We start from the raw sequence: 19,943 nt of genomic DNA, 5'->3' as shown, positions 1-19,943 counted from the left end.
ATCATCCGGTGTACGGCTGCCGGACGGTTGCCTCACCCGGCGGCGGCGACGGCCTCCGCCACGAGAGCAGGGTCGGTCACGTCGTGCCCCGCTGAGCCGCCACCCGGCCCGGATGGCGCATCGTGGCCGGCGCGCACTCGCGCGGACAGGTGCACCGCGTCGACCCCGGCTGCGAACAGGGCCGGGATGTCGGCCGGCTGCACGCCGCCGCCCGCCATCACCTCGACGCCCCCCGAACGCTGCGCGAATGCCGCCAGCATCGCAAGCCCGTCGATGGAGCGCGGCGCTCCGCCCGAGGTGAGCACCCGGTCGACACCCTCGGCCACCAGAGCGTCGAAGACGGCCGACGGGTCGGCGGCGGCGTCGACCGCGCGGTGGAAGACGAGGGTCGCCGGGCCCGCAGCATCCCGCCATCTGCGCAGCGCCTCGACATCGAGACCGCCGGCGGCAGTCAGTGCGCCGACGACCACGCCGCCCGCGCCGCGCTCCACGCACGCGCGGATGTCTGCCGACACGAGCGCGACCTCCTCAGGGTCGTAGACGAACCCTCCACCCCGCGGGCGGACGAGCACGTTGACGACCACAGGGTCGACGGCCGCCAGCACGGCTTCGAGGGTGGCGAGCGACGGCGTGAGCCCCCCGACGTCCAGCGCTTGGCACAGCTCGAGGCGCGCGGCTCCTGCGGCGATCGCGGAGCGGGCACCGGCGGGGTCTTGGACGGCGATCTCGATAGGGCGCGCAGCGGGCATGCCGTGAGCCTAGTCCGGGCGCGACGGGTCGCAGACATGGTGAGACCCGCCGCGCTCCCGTGCGGCGGGTCTCGACGGGTTCAAGAGAATCGCAGCTGCCGTGGCCTCGTGAAGAGCTGGCGGAACCACACGCCGATGCCGGCGATGACGTGTGACGCCGGGCTCTCGGGCGTGATCGTCGCGCCGCGGTCGGCGATGCTGCGGAGCATCTCGTTCTCGCGATCCAGGGCGGCCGCCCGCTCGCGCTCGAGCCGGTCGGCCGTGAAGGTCAGGGTGCTCCCGTCCATGGCCGTTCCTTTCCTGATGCTCGCCCGGGTTGGCGAGGCTGTCTGATGTGAGTCGCGGTCGCGGTGCGGTGATACGCCGAGGCCGTGAACCCAGCGTCGCGGCATGCGGTATCGGAATCGGAACGAGCGGACGCTGAGCCCGCGCGAGCGGGTTGGTGAGCCCGAGCACGCCGGCGCCGCTCGGCTTGTACCCGGGAATGTCTCCGCAGTCGGTCCGCCGCAGCCGATCGCGGTCAGCGCCGGGCCGCGGCCACTGCTTCCACCACGATGCCGGGGTCGGTGACATCGTGCCCGTCCGCCCCGCCGCCTGGTCCTGCGGGTGCGCCGAGCCCGGCGCGCCGGCGCGCCGAGAGGTGCACGGCGTTCACGCCGGCGTGCAGGAGGTGAGGGATGTCGGCCGGCGCCACTCCCCCGCCCGCGGTCACCTCGAGCGCCGGCCCCGCGAGGCGGGCGTACGCCGCGAGCCGATCGATCCCCTGGATGCTGCGCGCCGCCCCTCCCGACGTCAGCACGCGGTCGACGCCTTCGACGAGCAGGGCTTCGAACACCTCGGCGCTGCGCGGCGACGCGTCGATCGCGCGGTGGAAGACGAGTGCGGCGGGGCCCGCGCAATCCTTCCACCGTCTCAGCGCCTCGCGGTCCGCCCGTCCATCCTCGTCGAGGGCACCGACCACGACACCGCCGACTCCGCGCGCGACGCAGGCTCGGATATCGGCTGCGACGACCGCGACCTCGTCGGGGTCGTAGACGAAACCGCCGCCGCGGTGGCGCACGAGCACATTCACCCGCTCGGCGCCCACGGCGTCGCACGCCGCTTCGATCGACCCGATCGACGGGGTGAGGCCTCCGACTGCGAGGGCCTGACAGAGTTCGAGCCGGTCCGCGCCCGCGCCGATCGCGGCGCGGGCGCCGGCGGCGTCCTGCACCGCGATCTCGACGATCGCCGCGGTCACAGCGCGATCCGCAGAGCGACAGCGGGCTCGGCGCGGAGGGCATCGGGAATGCTCGCCCGCACGCGCCCGTCGGCTGCGCGTTCCAGAGCCGCCTCGGCACCGTCCGCCCAGCGGGCCGGCCTGCCGACGAGCTCTCCGGGGAGCTCGAGCTCGCCGGCCGCGGGGTCGAGCGCGATCACGTTGACCACGCCGTCGCCCGACGTGTAGGCGCGCGGCGCACCGGTCTGCTCGTATGCGCGCACCCACGGACGCGTGCCGTAGATCGCGTCGCCTTCGCGGCGCAGCCACGCGCCCAGATCACGCATTGCGCCCTGCTGCAGCTCGGGGATCGAGCCGTCGGCGCGCGGGCCGACATTGATCAGAAGGTTGCCGTTCTTGCTCACGACGTCGGCGAGGAGCCGGATGAGGGCCGCACCCGAAAGCGAGTGACTCGCATCCTCGGCCTGGTTGTACCCGAACGAGTACCCGAGCCCGCGCGTGGACTCCCACGGCTGGGCGACGATGTCGGCGACGTGGGTGTACTCCCGCGTGAGGAAGCCGTGCCGGGGCACGCCCCAGCGGTCGTTCACGGCGCCGTCGGGAACAGCGGCAAGATAGCGGCGCAGGAGGGCGGCGACTGCGAAGTCGTCGCGCCCCTTCCCTCCGTCCGGCCACTCGATGTCGTTCCACAGCAGGTCGGGGCGGAAGCGGTCGACGAGCTCGTCGAGCTGAGCGGCGGCGTAGCGCGAGAACCAGTCGTCCCCCCGCCGGAACCGGAAGAGATCGGTGTCGGACTCGATGGGAGGGTAGTCGCTCACGTGCCAGTCCAGCGCGCCCGAGAAGTACACACCGAACCGCGTGTTCGCGCGACGCGTCGCGTCGTGCAGCTCGGCGATCAGGTCGCGGCGCGGACCGCGATGGGCGGCGTTGAACGTCGTGGTGGTGGTGTTCCACAGGCAGAAGCCGTCGTGGTGCTTTGTCGTCGGGACGACGTAGCGCGCGCCCGCGTCCACGAGCGCGCCGATGAACGCGTCGGCGTCGAACCCTCCGACGTCCCACCGGTCCGCGAGGTCCTCGTAGCTCGTGCCGGGACCGTACCGCTCCTGGTGACGCTCCCACGTCGGGCTGCCCGCTATGCGCACCGTGTTGGCGTACCACTCGGCGTACTGGTGGTGGGCGTAGGCGTCCTCGGTGGGCACACCCCCGGGAGGATGGGCCGGCGCCCACGCGGGCACCGAGTACAGGCCCCAGTGCACGAAGAAGCCGAGCTTCGCGTCGCGGTACCAGTCCGGCACCGGCATCTCCGGGTATTGGGGCGCTGCGTCGCCCAGGTCGGGGCCGGTGCGGGTCTCGAAGTTCATGCGCGCGCCTCCGTACCCCGGCGTCGGGTCACCAGCGGCGACAGGTCGGGCTCATCGTCGGTCGCGGCGAACGGGTAGGTGCCGGGGCGCAGGCGCGAATGGCCGAGGCGCAGCAGATCCTGGTCGACGCCGCCCGGCGTGAGGGCGAGCGTCCATCCCGCGGCAAGGTCGTAGAGCTCTGGTTCGAGGTACCCGATCTTGACCACGACGATGTCGGCCGTCTCGGGGTCCAGCCCCAGCATCCGGAAGTCGTCGAGATGGTGGAAGGGCTTGCGTCGCTCGGTGATGATCGCGTGCACCGCTCCTCGGCGCAGCACGATCTGGGTTCCGGCCACGGGATCACCCTCCGTGATCGAGAGCACCTCGCCCGTGAGCTCGACCGGTCCGCGGGGGCCGGGGTCGACACGTCCGCCGACGCTCACCGTCACGGTGGCACCGATACCAGCCGCCCGGGCGGCGAGCACCGCCTCCGGATCGAACACGGATGCTGCGAGCACCGTGCGCGACGCATCCTCGAGGTCGCTCCGCTCGAGCAGACGACCCAGCGTCCACGAGACGTCTCCAGCGCCGCCCGCGGTCGGGTTGTCCCCGGAATCGGAGATCACGTAGGGTCGCGGCGCGTCGTCCCCCAGCGCCTCATCGAGCGCCTCGTCGAGGCTCGCCGTCGGCCCCACGAATACGAAGTCCGCGCGGGCATCCCAGTAGCGCCGCCCGAGCCGCTCCGCCTCCCTGGCGATCACGGCCGGATCGTCGCCGGTGACGATGACGGTGGCGTGGCAGCGCGGCTCGTCGGCCCACGCATAGCCGACCCACACCGCGGCGTCTACGACGCCCTCCAGCTCCTCGATGTTCGGGATCGTGCCGTACAGCCCCTTCGCCGGCTCGAGACGCGTGCTCGTCTTCTCGCCGGGGAGCAGCACCGGAACGCGCACCCATGATTTGTACGGGCGACGGGCGTCCGGGTCGGAGCCGGCGTCAGACCGCAGCCGCGCGAGCAGGTTGTGCACCGCACGCTGCTTGGTGTTCATCCAGTCCTCGTGCGGCGCCATCCGGTAGCAGGTGATGAGGTCGACGGCGTCGAAGAGCGCGTCCGACACGTTGCCGTGCAGGTCCATCGACGCGGAGACGAGAGTGTCGGGCCCGAGCGCCGCTCGCACCGCCGTGGCAAGGTCGCCCTCGGCGTCGTCCATGCCGACGACGCTCATCGCTCCGTGGATGTCGAAGAAGAACCCGTCGAACGGGCCTTGCGCGCGGATCCCCTCGACGATCGCCTGCTTCATGCGCGCGTACGTCTCGGGTGCGACCGCCCCACCGGGCAGAGAGCGCCCATGGGTCAGCGGAACCCAGGCCGCAGCATCCCTGAGCTCCTGCCCCTCCGCGAGGAACGGGTAGTACGCGAGCAGCTCGTCGCCGGTGCGGATCGTGAACGCCTCATCGCCGGAGATGTGCGGCGAGAACGTGCTGGACTCGATCGAGATGCCGCCGATGCCGATCCGCGGTCGGGCGAGACCGCTCGCACGCAGCGGGCCCAGAGGACCCTTCCAGATCTGGTCGTGGTCAAGACGCGACGTCACGGAGGAGCTCACCTTCTGAGAACTGTTCGGAGGGGACGGATCGATCGGATGCTGCCACCAGCGCCGCTGCGCCCAGCACGACGGCGTCACCGCGCAGTGTGCCGGGAACGATGCGCAACGGCGCGCCGGACACGGGCGGATCCGTGAGAAGCGTGGCATTCACGGCAGGCGCGAGGAGGTCCCACGCTGCGGCGACCCCGCCGCCGACGACCGCGAGCGGCACGTCCACGAGGGTCGCCGCAGAGATGCAGGCGAGCGCGACCGCTCTCCCGGCATCGTCGAACACGGACTTCGCGATCGAATCGCCGACGCGTGCCCGCTCCGCGATGACCCGCGCCGAGGCGACGTCATCGCCGGTCGCGGCCGCGTAGCGCCGTGCGATGGACGTGCCGGAGGCCAGTGTCTCGAGGTGGCCGGTGCGGCCGCAGGTGCACCGCAGGTCGCCGTAGCCCGGAGTGTGGCCGATCTCGCCGGCCGCCCCGTACGGACCGTGGCGCAGACTGCCGTCGAGCACGAGCGCCCCGCCCACGCCGGTGCCGAGCATCACACCGAGGACGTCGCTTCCGCGTCCGGAGCCCCACGCGGTCTCACCGAGGAGGAAGGCGTTGACATCGTTCTCAACCCGCACGTCGACGTCGAGCCGGTCGCCGAGCCGCTCGCCCAGCGGGAACCCGGCCCAGTCGACGAACATGTCGGACGCGGCTCGGATCGTGCCGCTGCGAGGGTCGACGACGCCGGCCGCGCCGACCCCGACCGCGTCAGGGCGCACCCCGGCGTCGTCGGCCAGCTGCTCGACGACGAGCGCCGCCGTCTCGGCCATGGCGGTGCCGCCGGCCCGGGCCGGGGTGTCGCGCGTCGCGCGCGCGAGCACCGTGCCGTCCGCGGCGACCAGGGCGCCGGCGGTCTTCGTGCCCCCGATGTCGATGCCGGCGACGACCGCGGAGCCGGATACGCACCCGCTCATCGGCCGCCCAGCCCGGCCATCGCGATGCCTTTCACCAGGTGCTTCTGCAGCACGATGACGAGGATCGTGGTGGGGATCATCGAGATGATGGCCGCCGCCATCTGCAGGTCCCACCGCGTGCCGGTCAGGCCTGAGAAGCTCGCGAGACCCACCGGAAGTGTGCCCAGCGTCGCGTAGTCGACCGTCACGATCAGCGGCCAGAGGTAGCTGTTCCAGAACGAGAGGAACGTGAACACCGCCAGCACCGCCACCGCGGACTTCGACAGCGGGAGGATGATCTGCAGAAAGGTGCGCACCGGCCCCGATCCGTCGACCCGTGCCGCCTCTTCGAGCTCGAAGGGGATGCCGCGGAAGAACTGCCGCATGAGGAAGGTGCCGAAGGCGGTGAAGGCGAACGGGAAGATCAGCGCCTGGTAGGTGTTGACCCACCCGAACCACTGCATCACCTGGAACATGGGGATGACGAGCACCTCGGCCGGCACCATGAGCGTCGCCAGGAACAGGACGAACACCGCGTCACGGCCCTTCCAGCGCAGGCGCCCGAAGGCATAACCCGCCGTCGTCGAGACGATCAGCACCACGAGCGTGCCGGCCACCGCGACGAACAGCGAGTTGCCGATGTATGTGAGGAACGGCCCGTAGGCGAAGACCTCCGCGAAGTTGCCCCACTTGATCTGCGAGCCGACCAGTGTCGGCGGCATCGAGAACATCTCCTCATTCGGCTTGAGCGCCGAGAAGAAGGCGTACACGAGGGGGGCGACGAAGATCAGCGCCGCGAGGTACACGCAGATGTGCGCGAGAACCAGGCGGATGCGCTCACCGGTGGTGCGGACCGCCGTGCGGCGGCGCGCGGGCGGCTCCTCGACGAACTCGTCCTCCGACGTCATGAGCAGCGTCTGCTCGATCGCCGACGCTTCCCGATCGGTCTCGGTGTCAGTGCTCATAGTGCACCCACTTCCGCTGCGCGGCGAACTGCATGCCGGTGATGAGGATGATGATCGCGAAAAGGATCCACGCGGCCGCTGCCGCCAGCCCCAGGTCGCCGAATGTGAAGCCCTGCTCCCAGATGAACATCACGAGGGGCTTCGTGGCGTTGCCCGGCCCGCCCCCGGTGAGCAGCTGGGGCTGAGCGAACACCTGCAGCGCCGTGATCATCGTCATGATCGTCGCGAAGAAGATCGACGGCGAGATCATCGGAATCATGACGCTCCAGACGAGGCGGAGGCCCCGGGCGCCGTCGATGCCGGCCGCCTCCAGGACGCTCTCAGGGAGCTGCTCGAGCGCCGCCGAGAAGATCAGCATGTTGTAGCCGAGACCCTGCCAGACGCTCATGGCGACCACCATGATCATCGCCCACGAGGGATCGGCGAGGAAGTTCGGCAGCGTGATGCCGAACCAGCTCTGCGCCAGGCCGCTGAACAGGCCCTGCGGCTGGAGCATCATCTTCCAGACCAGGACGTTGGCCACCATGGGCACGACGACCGGGATGAAGAACAGCACGCGCAGGGCTCCGCGACCGCGGATGCGCGGCCCGAGCCCGATCGCGAGCGCGAGCGAGAGAGCGATGCTGAGCGGCACGTACAGCAGGGTGTAGACCGCGGAATTGCGCAGCGCCGGCCAGAAGTCCGGGCTGCTGGTGAACAGCTTGGCGTAGTTGTCGACACCGCTGAATGTGCGGTCGCCGAACGTCGGCCAGTCGTAGACGCTCATCACGATCGAGAGCCCGACGGGCACGATCGTGAACAGGGCGAGCCCCACCAGGGCCGGGCTTGCGAAGCCCAGCGCCTGGCGGGCCTCGGCCCTGGCGAGCGACCCGCGACGTGTCGTCGTCGTGGTCGTCATTGCTCTGCTCTCTTGCTCGCGTGCAGGGATTCGAGGACGAACCCGCTCAGTTGCCGAACTGCGCCTGAGCGCTCTCCAGCAGGTCGGACATCTCCATCTGGCCGTTGTAGACGCTGACGAGATTCGGCTGGATGTAGCTGTCGAGCTTCTCCCAGTTCTTCGTCATGTACAGGGGCACGGTGGTGGCGAAGGCCGACTCGAAGACGGTCTTGACCTGGTCGCGGTACTCCTCGTCGATCGAGTCGAAGTAGAGCGGCTGCGACTCCGTGCGCGCCGGATACGATCGGCCGGACGAGGCGATGTAGTCCTGCGCGTCCTTGCCGAGCAGCGAACCCATCACCTTGAGGGCGGCCTCCGGGTTGTCGCACGTCTTCGAGATGCCGTACCCCGAGCCGAGGATCGGGCCCGCGTTGCCCAGGTCGCCCGTCGGCAGGGGCGCCATACCGGCGGCGAAGCCCGACTCGTTGTTGAGGTAGCTCACGGCGTTCCACGTGCCGTCGACGGCCATGGCCGCGTTGCCGCCCGTGTACTGGTTCTCGCCCCAGCCGGTGTCGGAGGCCGACGCCACCGGCGCGGCTACGCCCAGGTCGGTGACCAGGCCCGAATACCACGACGCCGCGTCCACGAAGTCAGGGTCATCGATGTGGAGAGTGCCATCCTCCGAAGCGGGCTGCTTGCCCGACAGGGCGATGGGCAGAGACATCCACTGGTATCCGCCCATGCCCATGCCGAAGCCGTACTTGCCGTCCACGGTCGCGGTGGTCGCGATGTCCTCGAAGTCGTCGAAGGTCCAGCCGATCTCGGGGGTCGCCGCACCCGAGGCCGTCAGCATGTCCTGGTTGTAGTAGACGAGCATCGTCGCGACGTCGAACGGAACGCCGTACAGGCCGCCTTCGAAGCTGAGGATGCCCTCCGCGCCCGGGTTGAAGTCGGCGAAGTCGAGGCCCGCTGTCTCGAGGTCGTCCGCCGTCAGTTCACGGAACCCGTCGGTGAAGCCACCGAGCTGGGCGCCGCTCATGCCCGTGACGCACGCCATGTTGCCGCTCGCCATGTTCGTGGTGAGCTTCGTGAAGAAGTCGTTCCACGGCGCCGTCTGGAGCTTGATCGTCACATCGGGGTTCTCCTCCTGGGCGATCGCGACCTGCTTCTCGAGTGCCGTAGTGTCGGCCTCGCTCCCCGCCCACATGTCGACGACGATGGTGGGCTTGCCATCGGTGGAGCTCTCTCCGCCCGAACCGCTCGCGCACCCCGTCAGGACCACCGCTACGCCGGTGGCTGCGGCCACCGCGCCGACGCGCAACTTCTTCATCGAATGCCTCCTATGGCAGCCATTTCGCTCAGGTTATTTCGATTCTCGAATCAACCTTGTACTCTTGTGTCGCAAGTCACCCTGTCAGGTTTCGATGGGTGACGCAACCCGAACATCGGATGTTTATCGACGTGTGATACTTCGTCACGACTCCGAAACACGCGCCGCCATCACCCTCGAGAGAGACCATGACCCCCGACAACGACCGACCTTCCGCCGACGAGGACCTGTCCCGGCGGATCATCGATCTCATCGCTCGTGGTCAGGCGAGCTCGCGCAGCGAGCTCGCCGCAGCCCTCGGGCTGGCGCCATCGACCGTCAGCCTGCGGGTGCAGTCGCTCATCGACGCCGGGCTGGTCACCGAGCGTGGCGACGGGACCTCGCGCGGCGGCCGCCGCCCGAGGCTCCTGGGCATCGACGAGGGTTCGGGGATCCTGCTGACGGTCGACCTCGGCGGGGGCCACGCGCGCGTCGGGGCGCACTCGCTCAGCGGCGACCTTCGCGAGACCCGCTCGATCCCGGTCGCTCTGACCGACGGACCCGAGGCGACTCTCGACGCGGTATGCGGGGTCTTCGACTCGCTCGCGCAGGACACCGCGATCCATGCGATCGGGATAAGCCTTCCCGGCCCGGTCGACATCGACCGCGGCACCGTCACACAGCCGTCGCGCATGCCCGGCTGGCCGGGCTTCCGTGTCGCCGAGTACGTGCGGCGGCGCTACGGCGTTCCGGTGGCCGTCGACAACGACGCGAACCTCGCTGCCCTCGGCGAGCACCGCGCGCAGTTCGGCGCGAACGGGCACAGCATCACCGTCAAGGCCGGCACGGCCATCGGCAGCGGCATCATCGTCGACGGCCACATCCACCGCGGTGCCACGGGTGCCGCAGGCGACATCACCCACACCCGGATCGACGGCAGTGGCGACATCCCCTGCTCCTGTGGCAACACAGGCTGCCTCGAGACGGTGGCCAGCGGCGCGAGCCTCGTGCGGCAGATGCGCGAGCGCGGTCGGACAGACGTCCAGACCACCGCCGACGTACTGGCTCTCGCCCGCGACGCCGAGCCGGAGGCGACCACGATCGTCCGCACGGCGGGCACGCACCTCGGTCAGGCGCTCTCCGGCGTCGTGAACTTCTTCAACCCCCACGCGGTGTTCCTGACGGGCAGCATGAGCGCGTCGGAGCCGTTCATCGCCGCAGTGCGCAGCCGCGTCTACGAGGCATGCCACCCGCTGGCGACCCAGCAGCTGCGCATCGAGGCAGCGCAGACGCGCGCCGACGCGATTCTGCATGGCGCAGCACGGTGGGCGCTCGACAACCTCGAGCTGCCCACCACCTGAGCAGGATCAGTCGGCGAGCGTGAGCTCGATCACCGGCACCAGCACGTCGGGCCGCCGCACCGGGAGGTGGACGGTGAGCGTCCCCTCCGCCTCCCCGGCCGGCGTCATGTTGGCCGCCTTCTGCGTCGGATCGGCGACCGTGGTGCGCAGCCACGATCCGTCGTCGAGCAGCCGAGCGTACGTCACCTTGCCGGCGAGCCCCGGCAGATGGACGAAGCCGAGCGGCCACGACAGCATGTGCAGATACAGCTTTCGTCCCCGTCGCGTGTAGACGCCCTCGCGGGGCGGGTCGAAGGGCGCATGACCGGCACCGACGATCGCACCACGGTGCAGCCGCATCCATTCGCCGATCTCTGCCAGCGTGCGCGCGTCCCGAGGCGCGATCGCACCGCGTCCGTCAGGGCCGATGTTGAGCAGCATGTTGCCGTCCATCGACACGGAGTCCGCGAGCATCTGCACGAGCAGCGTCGCGGGCTTCTGCTCGGTGTTGTCGCGGTGGTACCCCCATGAGCCGTTCATCGTCTGGCACGCCTCCCACACCTGCGGCTCGCCGTCGAGCACCAGCGGCGAGGTGGGCTGGTACTGCTCAGGGGTGACGAAGTCGCCCGGGATACCGAGTCTGTCGTTGACGAGCATCTCGGGCTGCAGTTCGCGGCACATCGCCAGGAGCGTCTCGGCGCCCCAATCCTCCGGGCCCTTGCCGGCGAGCCCGTCCGACGACTGCGGGTACGTGAAGTCGAAGAACAGGTAGTCGATCTGTCCGTAGCCCGTCAGCAGCTCCCGCACCTGAGCGTGCAGGAACTCGCGGTACCGCGCCATATCGCGCCCCTCGTTGAGAGCGGCGATGTCGTCGTCGGCGCGTCGCGGGTGGTTCCCGTCCACGGTGAAGTCAGGGTGATGCCAGTCGAGGAGCGAGTAGTACAGGCCGACCCGAAGCCCTTCGGCGCGGAGGGCGTCGACGTACTCCCGCACCAGATCCCTGCCGCACGCTCTGATCGAGTTGAAGTCGCTCACGGCGGTGTCCCACAGGGCGAAGCCGTCGTGGTGCTTCGTCGTGAGGACGACGTAGCCCATGCCGGTCTCCTTCGCGCGGCGCGCCAGCGCCCGTGCGTCGAACAGGTCGGGATCGAAGTGCTCGAAATACGGACGGTAATCCTCGTCGGACAGGAACTCGTAGTTCTGCACCCACTCGTGCCGTGCCGCACCGCTGTACAGGCCGAAGTGCACGAACATCCCGAACCGCGCCTCGTCGAACCACTGCTGTCGCATTCTCGCCCACTCGCCTTCCGTCGTCGGTCACGTTCATCCTCGCACAGACATCCGATGTCTCAGCGTCAACGCGTGCCTGGGTTGCACGGAAGAGCCCGCCACGTGCGGGCGGGCTCTGCGCGCACAACGCTGCACCGGTCAATCGATCGGCTGTGCACACACCAGGTGGAACCCCCCGTCCGGATGCTCGACGACGGTGTGGTCGGCGCACGTCAACGACGGTCGCACGCCGCGCGCGATCTGCCGCTGCACCTCCCGCTCCATGCGGTCGGCGGACTGCCCCTCGAATCCGCGAGGCAGGCCCGCTCCGGGAGCATGCACCGGCGACGGCGTGGGAGCGATCGTGGTGTCGGCGTTTCCGGTCTGGCATCCTGCCAGCCCGACCAGTGCACCGGCGATCGCCGCAGCGGCGAGTGCGCGGGCCACCCCGCGCTTTGCGGACTTCATGTTCATGGCTGCATCTCCTTCATCGGCCGGCCTCCTGTCAGCCGGGCTGCCGATATCCACGCTCCTCACCGCGCATATCCACCCGTGCCCCGTCGATATCCACGCGATATCCGCGCAGGGCTCGACCCATTGACCCGCGCCCGCCCCGGGTCGACACTTCGGGTGTGGTCGTGAAGGTGCTGGGACCTCTCGAGACCGGAGCAGGACCGCTGAGCCCGCGTGAGCGTGCCATGCTCTCGGCACTCGTCGTGCGCCGGGGAACGACGGTCTCGCCGAGCGAACTGGCCGATGCCTGGTGGGGCGAGGCCGCGCCGCGCACGTGGGAGCAACAGGTCCGCAACGCTGTCGGGCGGATCCGCTCCCGGCTCGGCAGCCACAGCATCGAGACCGTCGGCGTGACGTATCGACTCGGCATCGACGCCGACTCGATCGACGCGGTGCAGTTCGAACGGCTCGCCTCCACCGCCCGCGCACACGCCCTCCGGGGCGAGCACGAGCGCGCCATCGACACGTATCGCCGCGCGCTCGCGCTCTGGCGCGGCGAGCCGCTGCCCGATGTGGCCGGGTGGGAGCCGGGCATCGTCGAGGCGCTGCGGCTCGACGAGATCCGCGAGAGCATCGAGGAAGAACTCCTGGAGGCTCGTCTCGCGGCGGGCGAGCATCGTTCGCTCCTGCCCGACGCCGAGAGGCTGCTGCGTGAGCAGCCGCTGCGAGAGGACCGCTGGGCTATCGTGGCCCTCGCCAACTACCGCGCGGACCGACAGGCTGAGGCCCTTGCGGTGCTGCGCGCAGCGCGCGAGCGCCTCGCGGAGGAGCTCGGAATCGAGCCGGGTGCGCGACTGGCCGAACTCGATGTCGCCATCCTCCGCCGCGACCCGGCGCTGGCGGCTCCCCCGTCGGCTCCGGCGGCCGCGGCGGCCTGTCCTTACCCCGGTCTCCGGCCTTTCGGTGCAGAGGACTCCGACGTCTTCTTCGGTCGGGAAGACGACACCGAGGCGATCCTCGAACGTCTGGCGGCCGGGTCGGTCGTCACGATCGCGGGCGCGTCGGGTACGGGCAAGTCATCCCTCCTGCTCGCGGGCGTGCTGCCACGGCTGCAGGAGCGGGGTCGCCTGATCGAGGTCGTGCGCCCCGGCTCGGACGGCGCGGCAGCTGTGCAACGCGCGTCTGCGCACGCGCACGTCCTCGCCATCGACCAGGCCGAGGAGCTGCTGGCGGCCTCCTCCGACGCCGCGTCGTCGTTCAGCTTGCTCGCGCACGAGTTCGTCGCGAGTGGCGGCGCCCTGCTCGTGACGGTCCGGTCCGACGCCCTCGATCGACTCCGGGCCCTGCCGGGGCTCGGGGACGACGTCGGTCGCAGCGTGTACCTGCTGGGAGGACTGACGGATGCCTCGTACCGCAGCGCGATCGAGGAGCCGGCGCGGCGATCGGGGCTGCACCTCGAACCGGGCCTGGTAGAGCTCGCAGTCCGCGATGCCGGCGACCGCTCATCAACGCTCCCGCACCTCTCCCACGCGCTGCAGCAGACGTGGCTGCGACGCGAAGGCACCACGCTGACGGTGGCCGGCTACCGGGCCGCCGGCGGCATCCCCGGCGCGATCGCCCAGTCCGCCGAAGAGGCGTTCCAGAGCCTCTCCCCCGAGGAGCAGGACCTCTGCCGCTCACTCATGCTGCGCCTGGTCGACCGCGGAGCCGATGGCGCGTCGACCAGGCGTCGTGTCGCGGCGGCGCCGCTGCTCGCCGATGCGCCGCGCCGTCGGGTGCTCGAGCGCCTCGCGAAGGCGCGCCTCGTGACCATAGACGAAGACGCCGTCGCGATCGCGCACGAGTCGGTCGCCATCGCCTGGCCGAGGCTCGACGGATGGCTCGAAGACGATGCGAACGGCGCGCGGACGCTGCGAGCCGTCGAGACGGCGGCTGCAGCTTGGGATGCCGCGGGTCGTGCTGACGACGACCTTCTGCGCGGCGCACGACTGCACAGCGCTCTCGCCTGGCGCGACGCCGCCCACCCCGATCTGACGGCTGTCGAGGCGGACCTGCTCGACACGTCGGCCGCCCGGGAGGAGGAGAGCATCAGGGAGCTCAGCGACAGTGCGGCACGCGAACGCAGCCGCGGACGCGTGCTCGCCATGTCGCTCGTCGGCGCGGCGATCCTCCTCGTCACCGCCGTCGTGGCCGGTGCACTCGCCGGTCTGCGTGGTCAGGAGGCCGCCGCCGCGGCGGAGAACGCGAAGGTCGAGGCCGTCGTCGCGACGTCGCTGTCGTTGCGCGCGAGCGACCGCGAGGGCGCGGCACTGCTCGCCGCAGAGGCGTACCGGCGCTGGCCTGACGATCCGCGCGTGCGGTCGGCGCTCCTCGGGACGATGACCTCGGCGAGCGGGCTGCTCGACGCCCATGCGACGCCCGGCGCGTATCGGACGACGATGACCGCGATCCCGGGTACGGGGACCGCCCTGCGGGTGCGCGATGGTGAAGCCGGCACGGCGCTGGAGATCGTCGACGCGGCGTCGGGCGATGTCGTGCGGGAGCTCGACGTGGACCTGGTGGTCGAGGACCGCTGGCTCTCCGACTACCGCGACGTCAAGGTGAGCGCCGACGGTCGCGTCGGCCTGGTTCAGTCGGGCACGTTCGTCGACCCGGACGACCGTGGCTCGTGCTGCTGGAATCAGCTGACGTTCGTCGACCTCAGCTCAGGCGAGCAGCTGCCGGGAAGCCGGCTGCTCGAGATGCGCACCAGTGTCGACGTCGATCTCGGCGAGGACGGCAGCGTCGCCTATTTCCAGCATCCGATCACGGGTGACGCGATGTCCGTCGACACCCGCAGCGGCGACGTGCGCACCTCCGGACCGGACGCGTTCGGCGACTTCACGGGAGAGGGAGGGATCTACAACGCCGTGGCGGTCGTCGACTCCGGCCGGGTCGCCGTCGGGGTGCACGATCGCGTCGACGTGTTCGACCGAGCGAGCCTCGCCCTGATCCGGTCCATCGAGCTGCCGGGAGAGATGGGCGGCTACAGCTTGACGCCGGATGGCACGGGCGGGCTTCTCACCTCCGGTCCGGAGGGTCGCGCCCGCGTGCGGGCCGACTCCGGAGACACGGTGTGGTCCTTGCCCACCGCGGACGCGGACCCGTGCTGGCTGCTCGAACGGCTCCCGAACGGGACCATCCTCTGCTCGGACGTGGGCACGGTGTCGGTCCTCGATCCGGAGACGGGACGACCCTCCGGACCGAGCCTCGCCACCCAGAATCCGGGGCATGTGCTGGTCTCGGCGATCGACGACGACACCGTGCTCCTCGACGACGGTTTCAACGCGCGGTGGATGAGATGGCGCCTGGACGGCAGCAGCGCCGGCGCAGAGCTCATCGCACCGGCGCGCCAGATCTTGGAGCCCCCCGCCGAAGACGGTCGCTACATGGTGACGGTGCCCATCGGCGGCGGTCCCGCGCAGCTGTGGGACCTGCAGACGGATGCCGCGACCGGCGATGAAGCCGACGGCATCACGCTTCTCGGGAACGACGTGGCCGAGGTCTACAGCGAAGCACAGCACGAGCTCTGGCTCGTGAACATCCGCACCGGACAGCGCTACCAGTATGACGACGGGGCGTCGCCCGCCGACCTCTGGCTCCTCACCGCGCGGTGGGGGCCGCATGTCTTCGTCGCGTCGAGCGAGCAGATCATGGCGGTGGATCCGGTGACGGTCAAGAAGGTCGGCGCGACGCTGCGCATCGACGACAACGAGTTCGCCTACATCGGATCAGTGAGTCAATCGGCCGACGGCGAGATCGTCGTGGTCAACTGGCTCGATCAGGGCATCGGCCGCTCGCAGGTCGGGGTGTTCCGCCTCTCGGACGGCCGGGTGCTCGCGCGCGGGCTGTTCGACCACGACAGGACCATCATCCTGCCCGACGGGGACCTCATCTCGGTCATGGCCCGCGGCATCCAGCGCGTCGACGCGGCCACCCTCGAGCCGGTGTCGACGCTGTCGCGCTCGAGTGCGAGCAGCAATGTGCTCATGGCGAGCGTCGACGGGCGCACTCTGCTGAACGTCGGCTTCGACAACCGGCTGCAGCTCTTCGATCTCACGCGCGACATCCCCCTCGGCGACGCGATCGACATGAGCGCGTACGACCAAGGACCAGGAGGATTCCTCGCGGCCGACGGCACGAGGCTCCTCACGAACGGCCCCGGCGGCGTCATGTCCTGGGATCTCAGACCGGCGGAGCAAGCGCGAGCGGCGTGCGCGATCGCGGGCAGGGAGCTGACCGAAGAGGAGTGGGACACGTACTTCGCCGGCGACGATCGCGTCGCCACGTGCGCGGCGCTTGCCGACGCGCCGCACTGATGCGCGCAGACGCCGAGAGCCCGGCCCCTTCGGGGACCGGGCTCTCGGTGACGATCGCGTCTAGCGCGGTCGGAGAGTCGGGATCAGCGCGCGGCCGAGCCCTCGACGTAGTCCTCGTCCTGCTGCTTCCATGCGAAGAGCGAGCGGAGGTCCTTGCCGACCGACTCGATCGGGTGAGCCGCCGCCTTCTCACGGAGTTCGAGGAATTCGACGGCGCCGTTGTCCTGGTCGTCGATGAAGCGCTTGGCGAACGCGCCCGACTGGATGTCGGCGAGCACGGCCTGCATGTTCTCCTTGACGTGCGGGTCGATGACGCGGGGGCCCGAGACGTAGTCGCCGTACTCCGCCGTGTCGGAGACCGACCAGCGCTGCTTCGCGATGCCGCCCTCCCACATGAGGTCCACGATGAGCTTCAGCTCGTGCAGCACCTCGAAATACGCGATCTGCGGCTGGTAGCCCGCCTCGGTGAGGGTCTCGAAGCCGTACTGGACGAGCTGCGACACGCCACCGCAGAGGACGGCCTGCTCGCCGAAGAGGTCGGTCTCGGTCTCCTCGGTGAAGGTGGTCTTGATGACACCGGCGCGCGTGCCCCCGATGGCCTTCGCGTACGACAGCGCGGTCGCCCAGGCGTTGCCGGTGGCGTCCCGCTCGACGGCGATGATGTCGGGGATGCCGCGGCCCGCGACGTACTCGCGGCGCACCGTGTGGCCCGGGGCCTTGGGCGCGACGAGGATGACGTCGACGCCCTCGGGCGCGTCGATGTAGCCGAAGCGGATGTTGAAGCCGTGCGCGAACGCGAGCGTCTTGCCGGGGGTCAGCTTGTCCTTGATGCTGTCGTTGTAGATCCCGCGCTGGTGCTGGTCCGGCGCGAGGATCATGATGACATCCGCCCACTCGGCCGCGTCGGCGACCGACTTGACCTCGAAGCCCTCGTCCTGCGCCTTCTCGATCGACTTCGAGCCGTCCTTGAGCGCGATGACGACCTCGACGCCCGAGTCGCGAAGGTTCTGGGCGTGCGCGTGACCCTGCGAGCCGTAGCCCACGATCGCCACCTTCTTGCCCTGGATGATGCTCAGGTCGGCATCGGCGTCGTAGAAGATCTCAGCCATCTTCGTGTTTCTCCTTGATTGATCGGTTCTGGAAAGTGAGGGATGCTGCGGCAGAGCTCGTCGGAGCCTCAGCCGCGCAGCACACGCTCGGTGATGCTCTTGCCGCCGCGGCCGATGGCGACGAGGCCGGACTGTGCCAGTTCTTTGATGCCGAACGGCTCGAGCGCGCGCAGGAACGCCTCGACCTTGCCCTTGTCGCCCGTCACCTCCACGACGAGCGCGTCGGGCGCGTAGTCGACGATCTGCGCACGGAAGAGGTTGACGACTTCGAGCACGTTCGAGCGCGTCTGATTGTCGGCACGCACCTTCACGAGCATGTGCTCGCGCTGGACGGATGCCGCGGGGTCGAGCTCCACGATCTTGATGACGTTGATGAGCTTGTTCAGCTGCTTCGTGACCTGCTCGAGGGGAAGCTCGTCGACGTCCACGACCACCGTGATGCGCGAGAGCCCGGGCACCTCGGTGACGCCCACCGCGAGCGATTCGATGTTGAACCCGCGCCGGGCGAACAGCCCCGCGACCCGCGTCAGCAGACCGGGCTTGTCCTCCACAAGAAGACTCAGCACGTGACTCGTCATGTCTCAGTCCTCCTGCTCGTCGAAGGCGGGCGAGTGGTCCCGCGCGTACTGGACGAAGCTGTTGCTCACGCCCTGCGGCACCATCGGCCACACCATCGCGTCGGCGCTCACCACGAAGTCGATGACCACCGGACGGTCGTTCGTCTCGAGCGCCGTCTGGATCGCGGCATCCACGTCCTCTTCCCTCTCGACGCGGATCGCGAGGCAGCCGTACGCCTCCGCCAGCTTCACGAAGTCGGGGATGCGCACCGTGCCGTGGCCGGTGTTGAGGTCGGTGTGGGAGTGGCGGCCGTCATAGAACAGCGTCTGCCACTGGCGCACCATGCCCAGCGACGAGTTGTTGATGATCGCGACCTTGATGGGGATGTTGTTGATCGCGCAGGTGGCGAGCTCCTGGTTGGTCATCTGGAAGCAGCCGTCGCCGTCGATCGCCCACACGACGCGCTCGGGCTCGGCGACCTTGGCGCCCATGGCGGCGGGCACCGAGTAGCCCATCGTGCCCGCACCACCGGAGTTGAGCCAGGCATTCGGGCGCTCGTACTTGATGAACTGCGCGGCCCACATCTGGTGCTGGCCGACACCGGCGGCGTAGACGCCCTCGGGGCCGGTGAGCTCGCCGATGCGCTGGATCACGTACTGCGGTGCCATGAGCCCGTCGGTCGGCTGCGTATAGCCGAGCGGGAACTCGTCGCGCAGCCCGTCGAGGAACGACCACCACTCACTGATGTCGGGGGCGGTGCCGCCGCTGACCGCACGGAACGCGACGTCGAGGTCGACCAGCACGTCCTTGAGGTCTCCCACGATCGGCACGTCGGCGGTGCGGATCTTCGAGATCTCGGCGGGGTCGATGTCGACGTGCACCACCTTGGCGTGCGGCGCGAACAGCGCGGCCTTGCCGGTCACGCGGTCGTCGAAGCGCGCGCCGAGGGCCACGATGAGATCGGCCTCCTGCAGTGCCAGCACCGCCGGCACCGTGCCGTGCATTCCGGGCATGCCCAGGTGCTGCGGGTGGGAGTCCGGGAAAGCCCCGCGAGCCATCAGCGTGGTGACGAGCGGAGCGCCCGTCGTCTCGGCCAGCGAGCGGAGCTCCTCCGAGGCGCGCGCGCGGATCACGCCGCCGCCGACGTACAGCACGGGCTTCTTGGCGTCGGCGATGAGCTGAGCCGCGGCCTGGATCTGCTTGCCGTGCGCCTTGGTCACCGGACGGTAGCCCGGCAGGTCGATGTTGGGCGGCCACACGAAGGGCACCTCGGCCTGCTGCGCATCCTTGGTGATGTCCACGAGCACCGGGCCGGGGCGACCGGTCGACGCGATCTCGAACGCGGCGGCGATCGCACCGGGGATGTCCTCGGCACGCTTGACCAGGAACGAGTGCTTGGTGATCGGCATCGTGATGCCCACGATGTCGGCCTCCTGGAACGCGTCGGTTCCCATGAGGGTCGAGAAGACCTGGCCGGTGATGCACACGATCGGCACGGAGTCCATGTACGCATCGGCGATCGCGGTGACGAGGTTCGTCGCGCCCGGACCGGACGTCGCGAGCGCGACGCCGACACGACCGGATGCCGCGGCGTAGCCCTCGGCCGCGTGACCGGCGCCCTGCTCGTGGCGGACGAGGATGTGGCGCACGGACTCGTCGTCCATGAGCGGGTCGTAGACGGGCATGATCGCCCCGCCGGGAAGACCGAAGACGTCGGTCACCCCGAGCAGGTCGAGCGAACGGACGACCGCTTCCGCGCCCGTGAGCACGGGCGTCGAGGCGGTGCGGGCTGGCGGCCGGGGAACGGCCGCGGCGGTGTCGGCTGACATGGTGATTTCCTCTGAAGTGGGTCGGAGGGG

The 19,943-nt window shown here is 69.9% G+C and carries 15 protein-coding genes and 1 pseudogene; 2 read left to right on the top strand and 14 right to left on the bottom strand.

The window, feature by feature from the left end; genetic code table 11:
* Positions 1–32: 32 nt before the first annotated feature.
* The 9 genes from JNB61_RS00725 to JNB61_RS00685 form a co-directional block, all read right to left on the bottom strand.
* On the bottom strand, positions 33–749 hold the full coding sequence (locus JNB61_RS00725; protein WP_220338478.1) for a copper homeostasis protein CutC: 717 nt from the start codon (positions 747–749) through the stop codon (positions 33–35).
* 80 nt (positions 750–829) lie between these two features.
* Positions 830–1,036 carry a hypothetical protein gene (locus tag JNB61_RS00720; RefSeq protein ID WP_220287296.1) on the bottom strand — a complete coding sequence of 69 codons (207 nt, stop codon included), beginning with the start codon at positions 1,034–1,036 and terminating at the stop codon, positions 830–832.
* Positions 1,037–1,269: 233 nt separating this feature from the next.
* Positions 1,270–1,989, bottom strand: a complete 720-nt coding sequence (locus tag JNB61_RS00715; RefSeq protein ID WP_220338477.1) for a copper homeostasis protein CutC — start codon at positions 1,987–1,989, stop codon at positions 1,270–1,272.
* Positions 1,986–3,329 carry an alpha-L-fucosidase gene (locus JNB61_RS00710; protein ID WP_220338476.1) on the bottom strand — a complete coding sequence of 448 codons (1,344 nt, stop codon included), beginning with the start codon at positions 3,327–3,329 and terminating at the stop codon, positions 1,986–1,988. Before JNB61_RS00710 ends, JNB61_RS00715 begins: the two co-directional genes overlap by 4 nt.
* On the bottom strand, positions 3,326–4,876 hold the full coding sequence (locus JNB61_RS00705) for a M81 family metallopeptidase (protein WP_374226609.1): 1,551 nt from the start codon (positions 4,874–4,876) through the stop codon (positions 3,326–3,328). Before JNB61_RS00705 ends, JNB61_RS00710 begins: the two co-directional genes overlap by 4 nt.
* Positions 4,877–4,886: 10 nt before the next feature.
* Complete coding sequence (locus tag JNB61_RS00700; protein ID WP_220287289.1) at positions 4,887–5,867, bottom strand: ROK family protein; 981 nt, start codon at positions 5,865–5,867, stop codon at positions 4,887–4,889.
* Positions 5,864–6,811 carry a carbohydrate ABC transporter permease gene (locus JNB61_RS00695; RefSeq protein ID WP_223214556.1) on the bottom strand — a complete coding sequence of 316 codons (948 nt, stop codon included), beginning with the start codon at positions 6,809–6,811 and terminating at the stop codon, positions 5,864–5,866. The genes JNB61_RS00700 and JNB61_RS00695 overlap by 4 nt, the downstream gene beginning before the upstream one ends.
* Positions 6,801–7,709 (bottom strand): carbohydrate ABC transporter permease, encoded by a 909-nt coding sequence (locus JNB61_RS00690; protein ID WP_220287287.1) that lies wholly within the window; start codon positions 7,707–7,709, stop codon positions 6,801–6,803. Before JNB61_RS00690 ends, JNB61_RS00695 begins: the two co-directional genes overlap by 11 nt.
* Positions 7,710–7,755: 46 nt before the next feature.
* Positions 7,756–9,018, bottom strand: coding sequence for an ABC transporter substrate-binding protein (locus JNB61_RS00685; protein ID WP_222854979.1), 1,263 nt, complete (start codon positions 9,016–9,018; stop codon positions 7,756–7,758).
* A 188-nt stretch (positions 9,019–9,206) separates the two neighbouring features.
* On the opposite strand from JNB61_RS00685, the gene JNB61_RS00680 reads away from it, so the two are divergent.
* On the top strand, positions 9,207–10,358 hold the full coding sequence (locus tag JNB61_RS00680; protein ID WP_220338474.1) for an ROK family transcriptional regulator: 1,152 nt from the start codon (positions 9,207–9,209) through the stop codon (positions 10,356–10,358).
* A gap of 6 nt (positions 10,359–10,364) precedes the next feature.
* Here JNB61_RS00680 and JNB61_RS00675 read toward each other — a convergent pair.
* Together JNB61_RS00675 and JNB61_RS00670 are read right to left on the bottom strand one after the other, a co-directional pair.
* Positions 10,365–11,654, bottom strand: a pseudogene (locus JNB61_RS00675) (alpha-L-fucosidase); the annotation flags it as partial.
* Positions 11,655–11,765: 111 nt separating this feature from the next.
* On the bottom strand, positions 11,766–12,080 hold the full coding sequence (locus JNB61_RS00670; RefSeq protein WP_220338472.1) for a hypothetical protein: 315 nt from the start codon (positions 12,078–12,080) through the stop codon (positions 11,766–11,768).
* Between the two features lie 158 nt (positions 12,081–12,238).
* Between JNB61_RS00670 and JNB61_RS00665 the strand changes: the two genes are divergently transcribed.
* Positions 12,239–16,417 carry an AfsR/SARP family transcriptional regulator gene (locus JNB61_RS00665; RefSeq protein WP_220338471.1) on the top strand — a complete coding sequence of 1,393 codons (4,179 nt, stop codon included), beginning with the start codon at positions 12,239–12,241 and terminating at the stop codon, positions 16,415–16,417.
* Positions 16,418–16,500: 83 nt separating this feature from the next.
* Here the strand turns inward: JNB61_RS00665 and ilvC are convergent, their stop codons facing one another.
* From ilvC to JNB61_RS00650, 3 genes are read right to left on the bottom strand one after another with little or no spacing between them, the layout of a single operon-like run.
* Entirely contained in the window at positions 16,501–17,580 is a 1,080-nt protein-coding gene (gene ilvC, locus JNB61_RS00660) for a ketol-acid reductoisomerase (RefSeq protein WP_368858212.1), read from the bottom strand.
* Positions 17,581–17,594: 14 nt separating this feature from the next.
* Positions 17,595–18,104: an acetolactate synthase small subunit gene (ilvN, locus tag JNB61_RS00655; RefSeq protein ID WP_159843596.1), complete on the bottom strand. Its 510-nt coding sequence runs from the start codon at positions 18,102–18,104 to the stop codon at positions 17,595–17,597.
* Between the two features lie 3 nt (positions 18,105–18,107).
* Positions 18,108–19,913 carry an acetolactate synthase large subunit gene (locus JNB61_RS00650; protein ID WP_220338470.1) on the bottom strand — a complete coding sequence of 602 codons (1,806 nt, stop codon included), beginning with the start codon at positions 19,911–19,913 and terminating at the stop codon, positions 18,108–18,110.
* Between the last annotated feature and the right edge of the window lie 30 nt (positions 19,914–19,943).

The sequence above is a fragment of the Microbacterium ureisolvens genome, assembly GCF_019511645.1.
In the GTDB taxonomy this organism is placed as follows: domain Bacteria; phylum Actinomycetota; class Actinomycetes; order Actinomycetales; family Microbacteriaceae; genus Microbacterium; species Microbacterium ureisolvens_A.
Note: the sequence above shows the minus strand (reverse complement) of the source record. Positions and strands in the feature narration are given on the sequence as shown.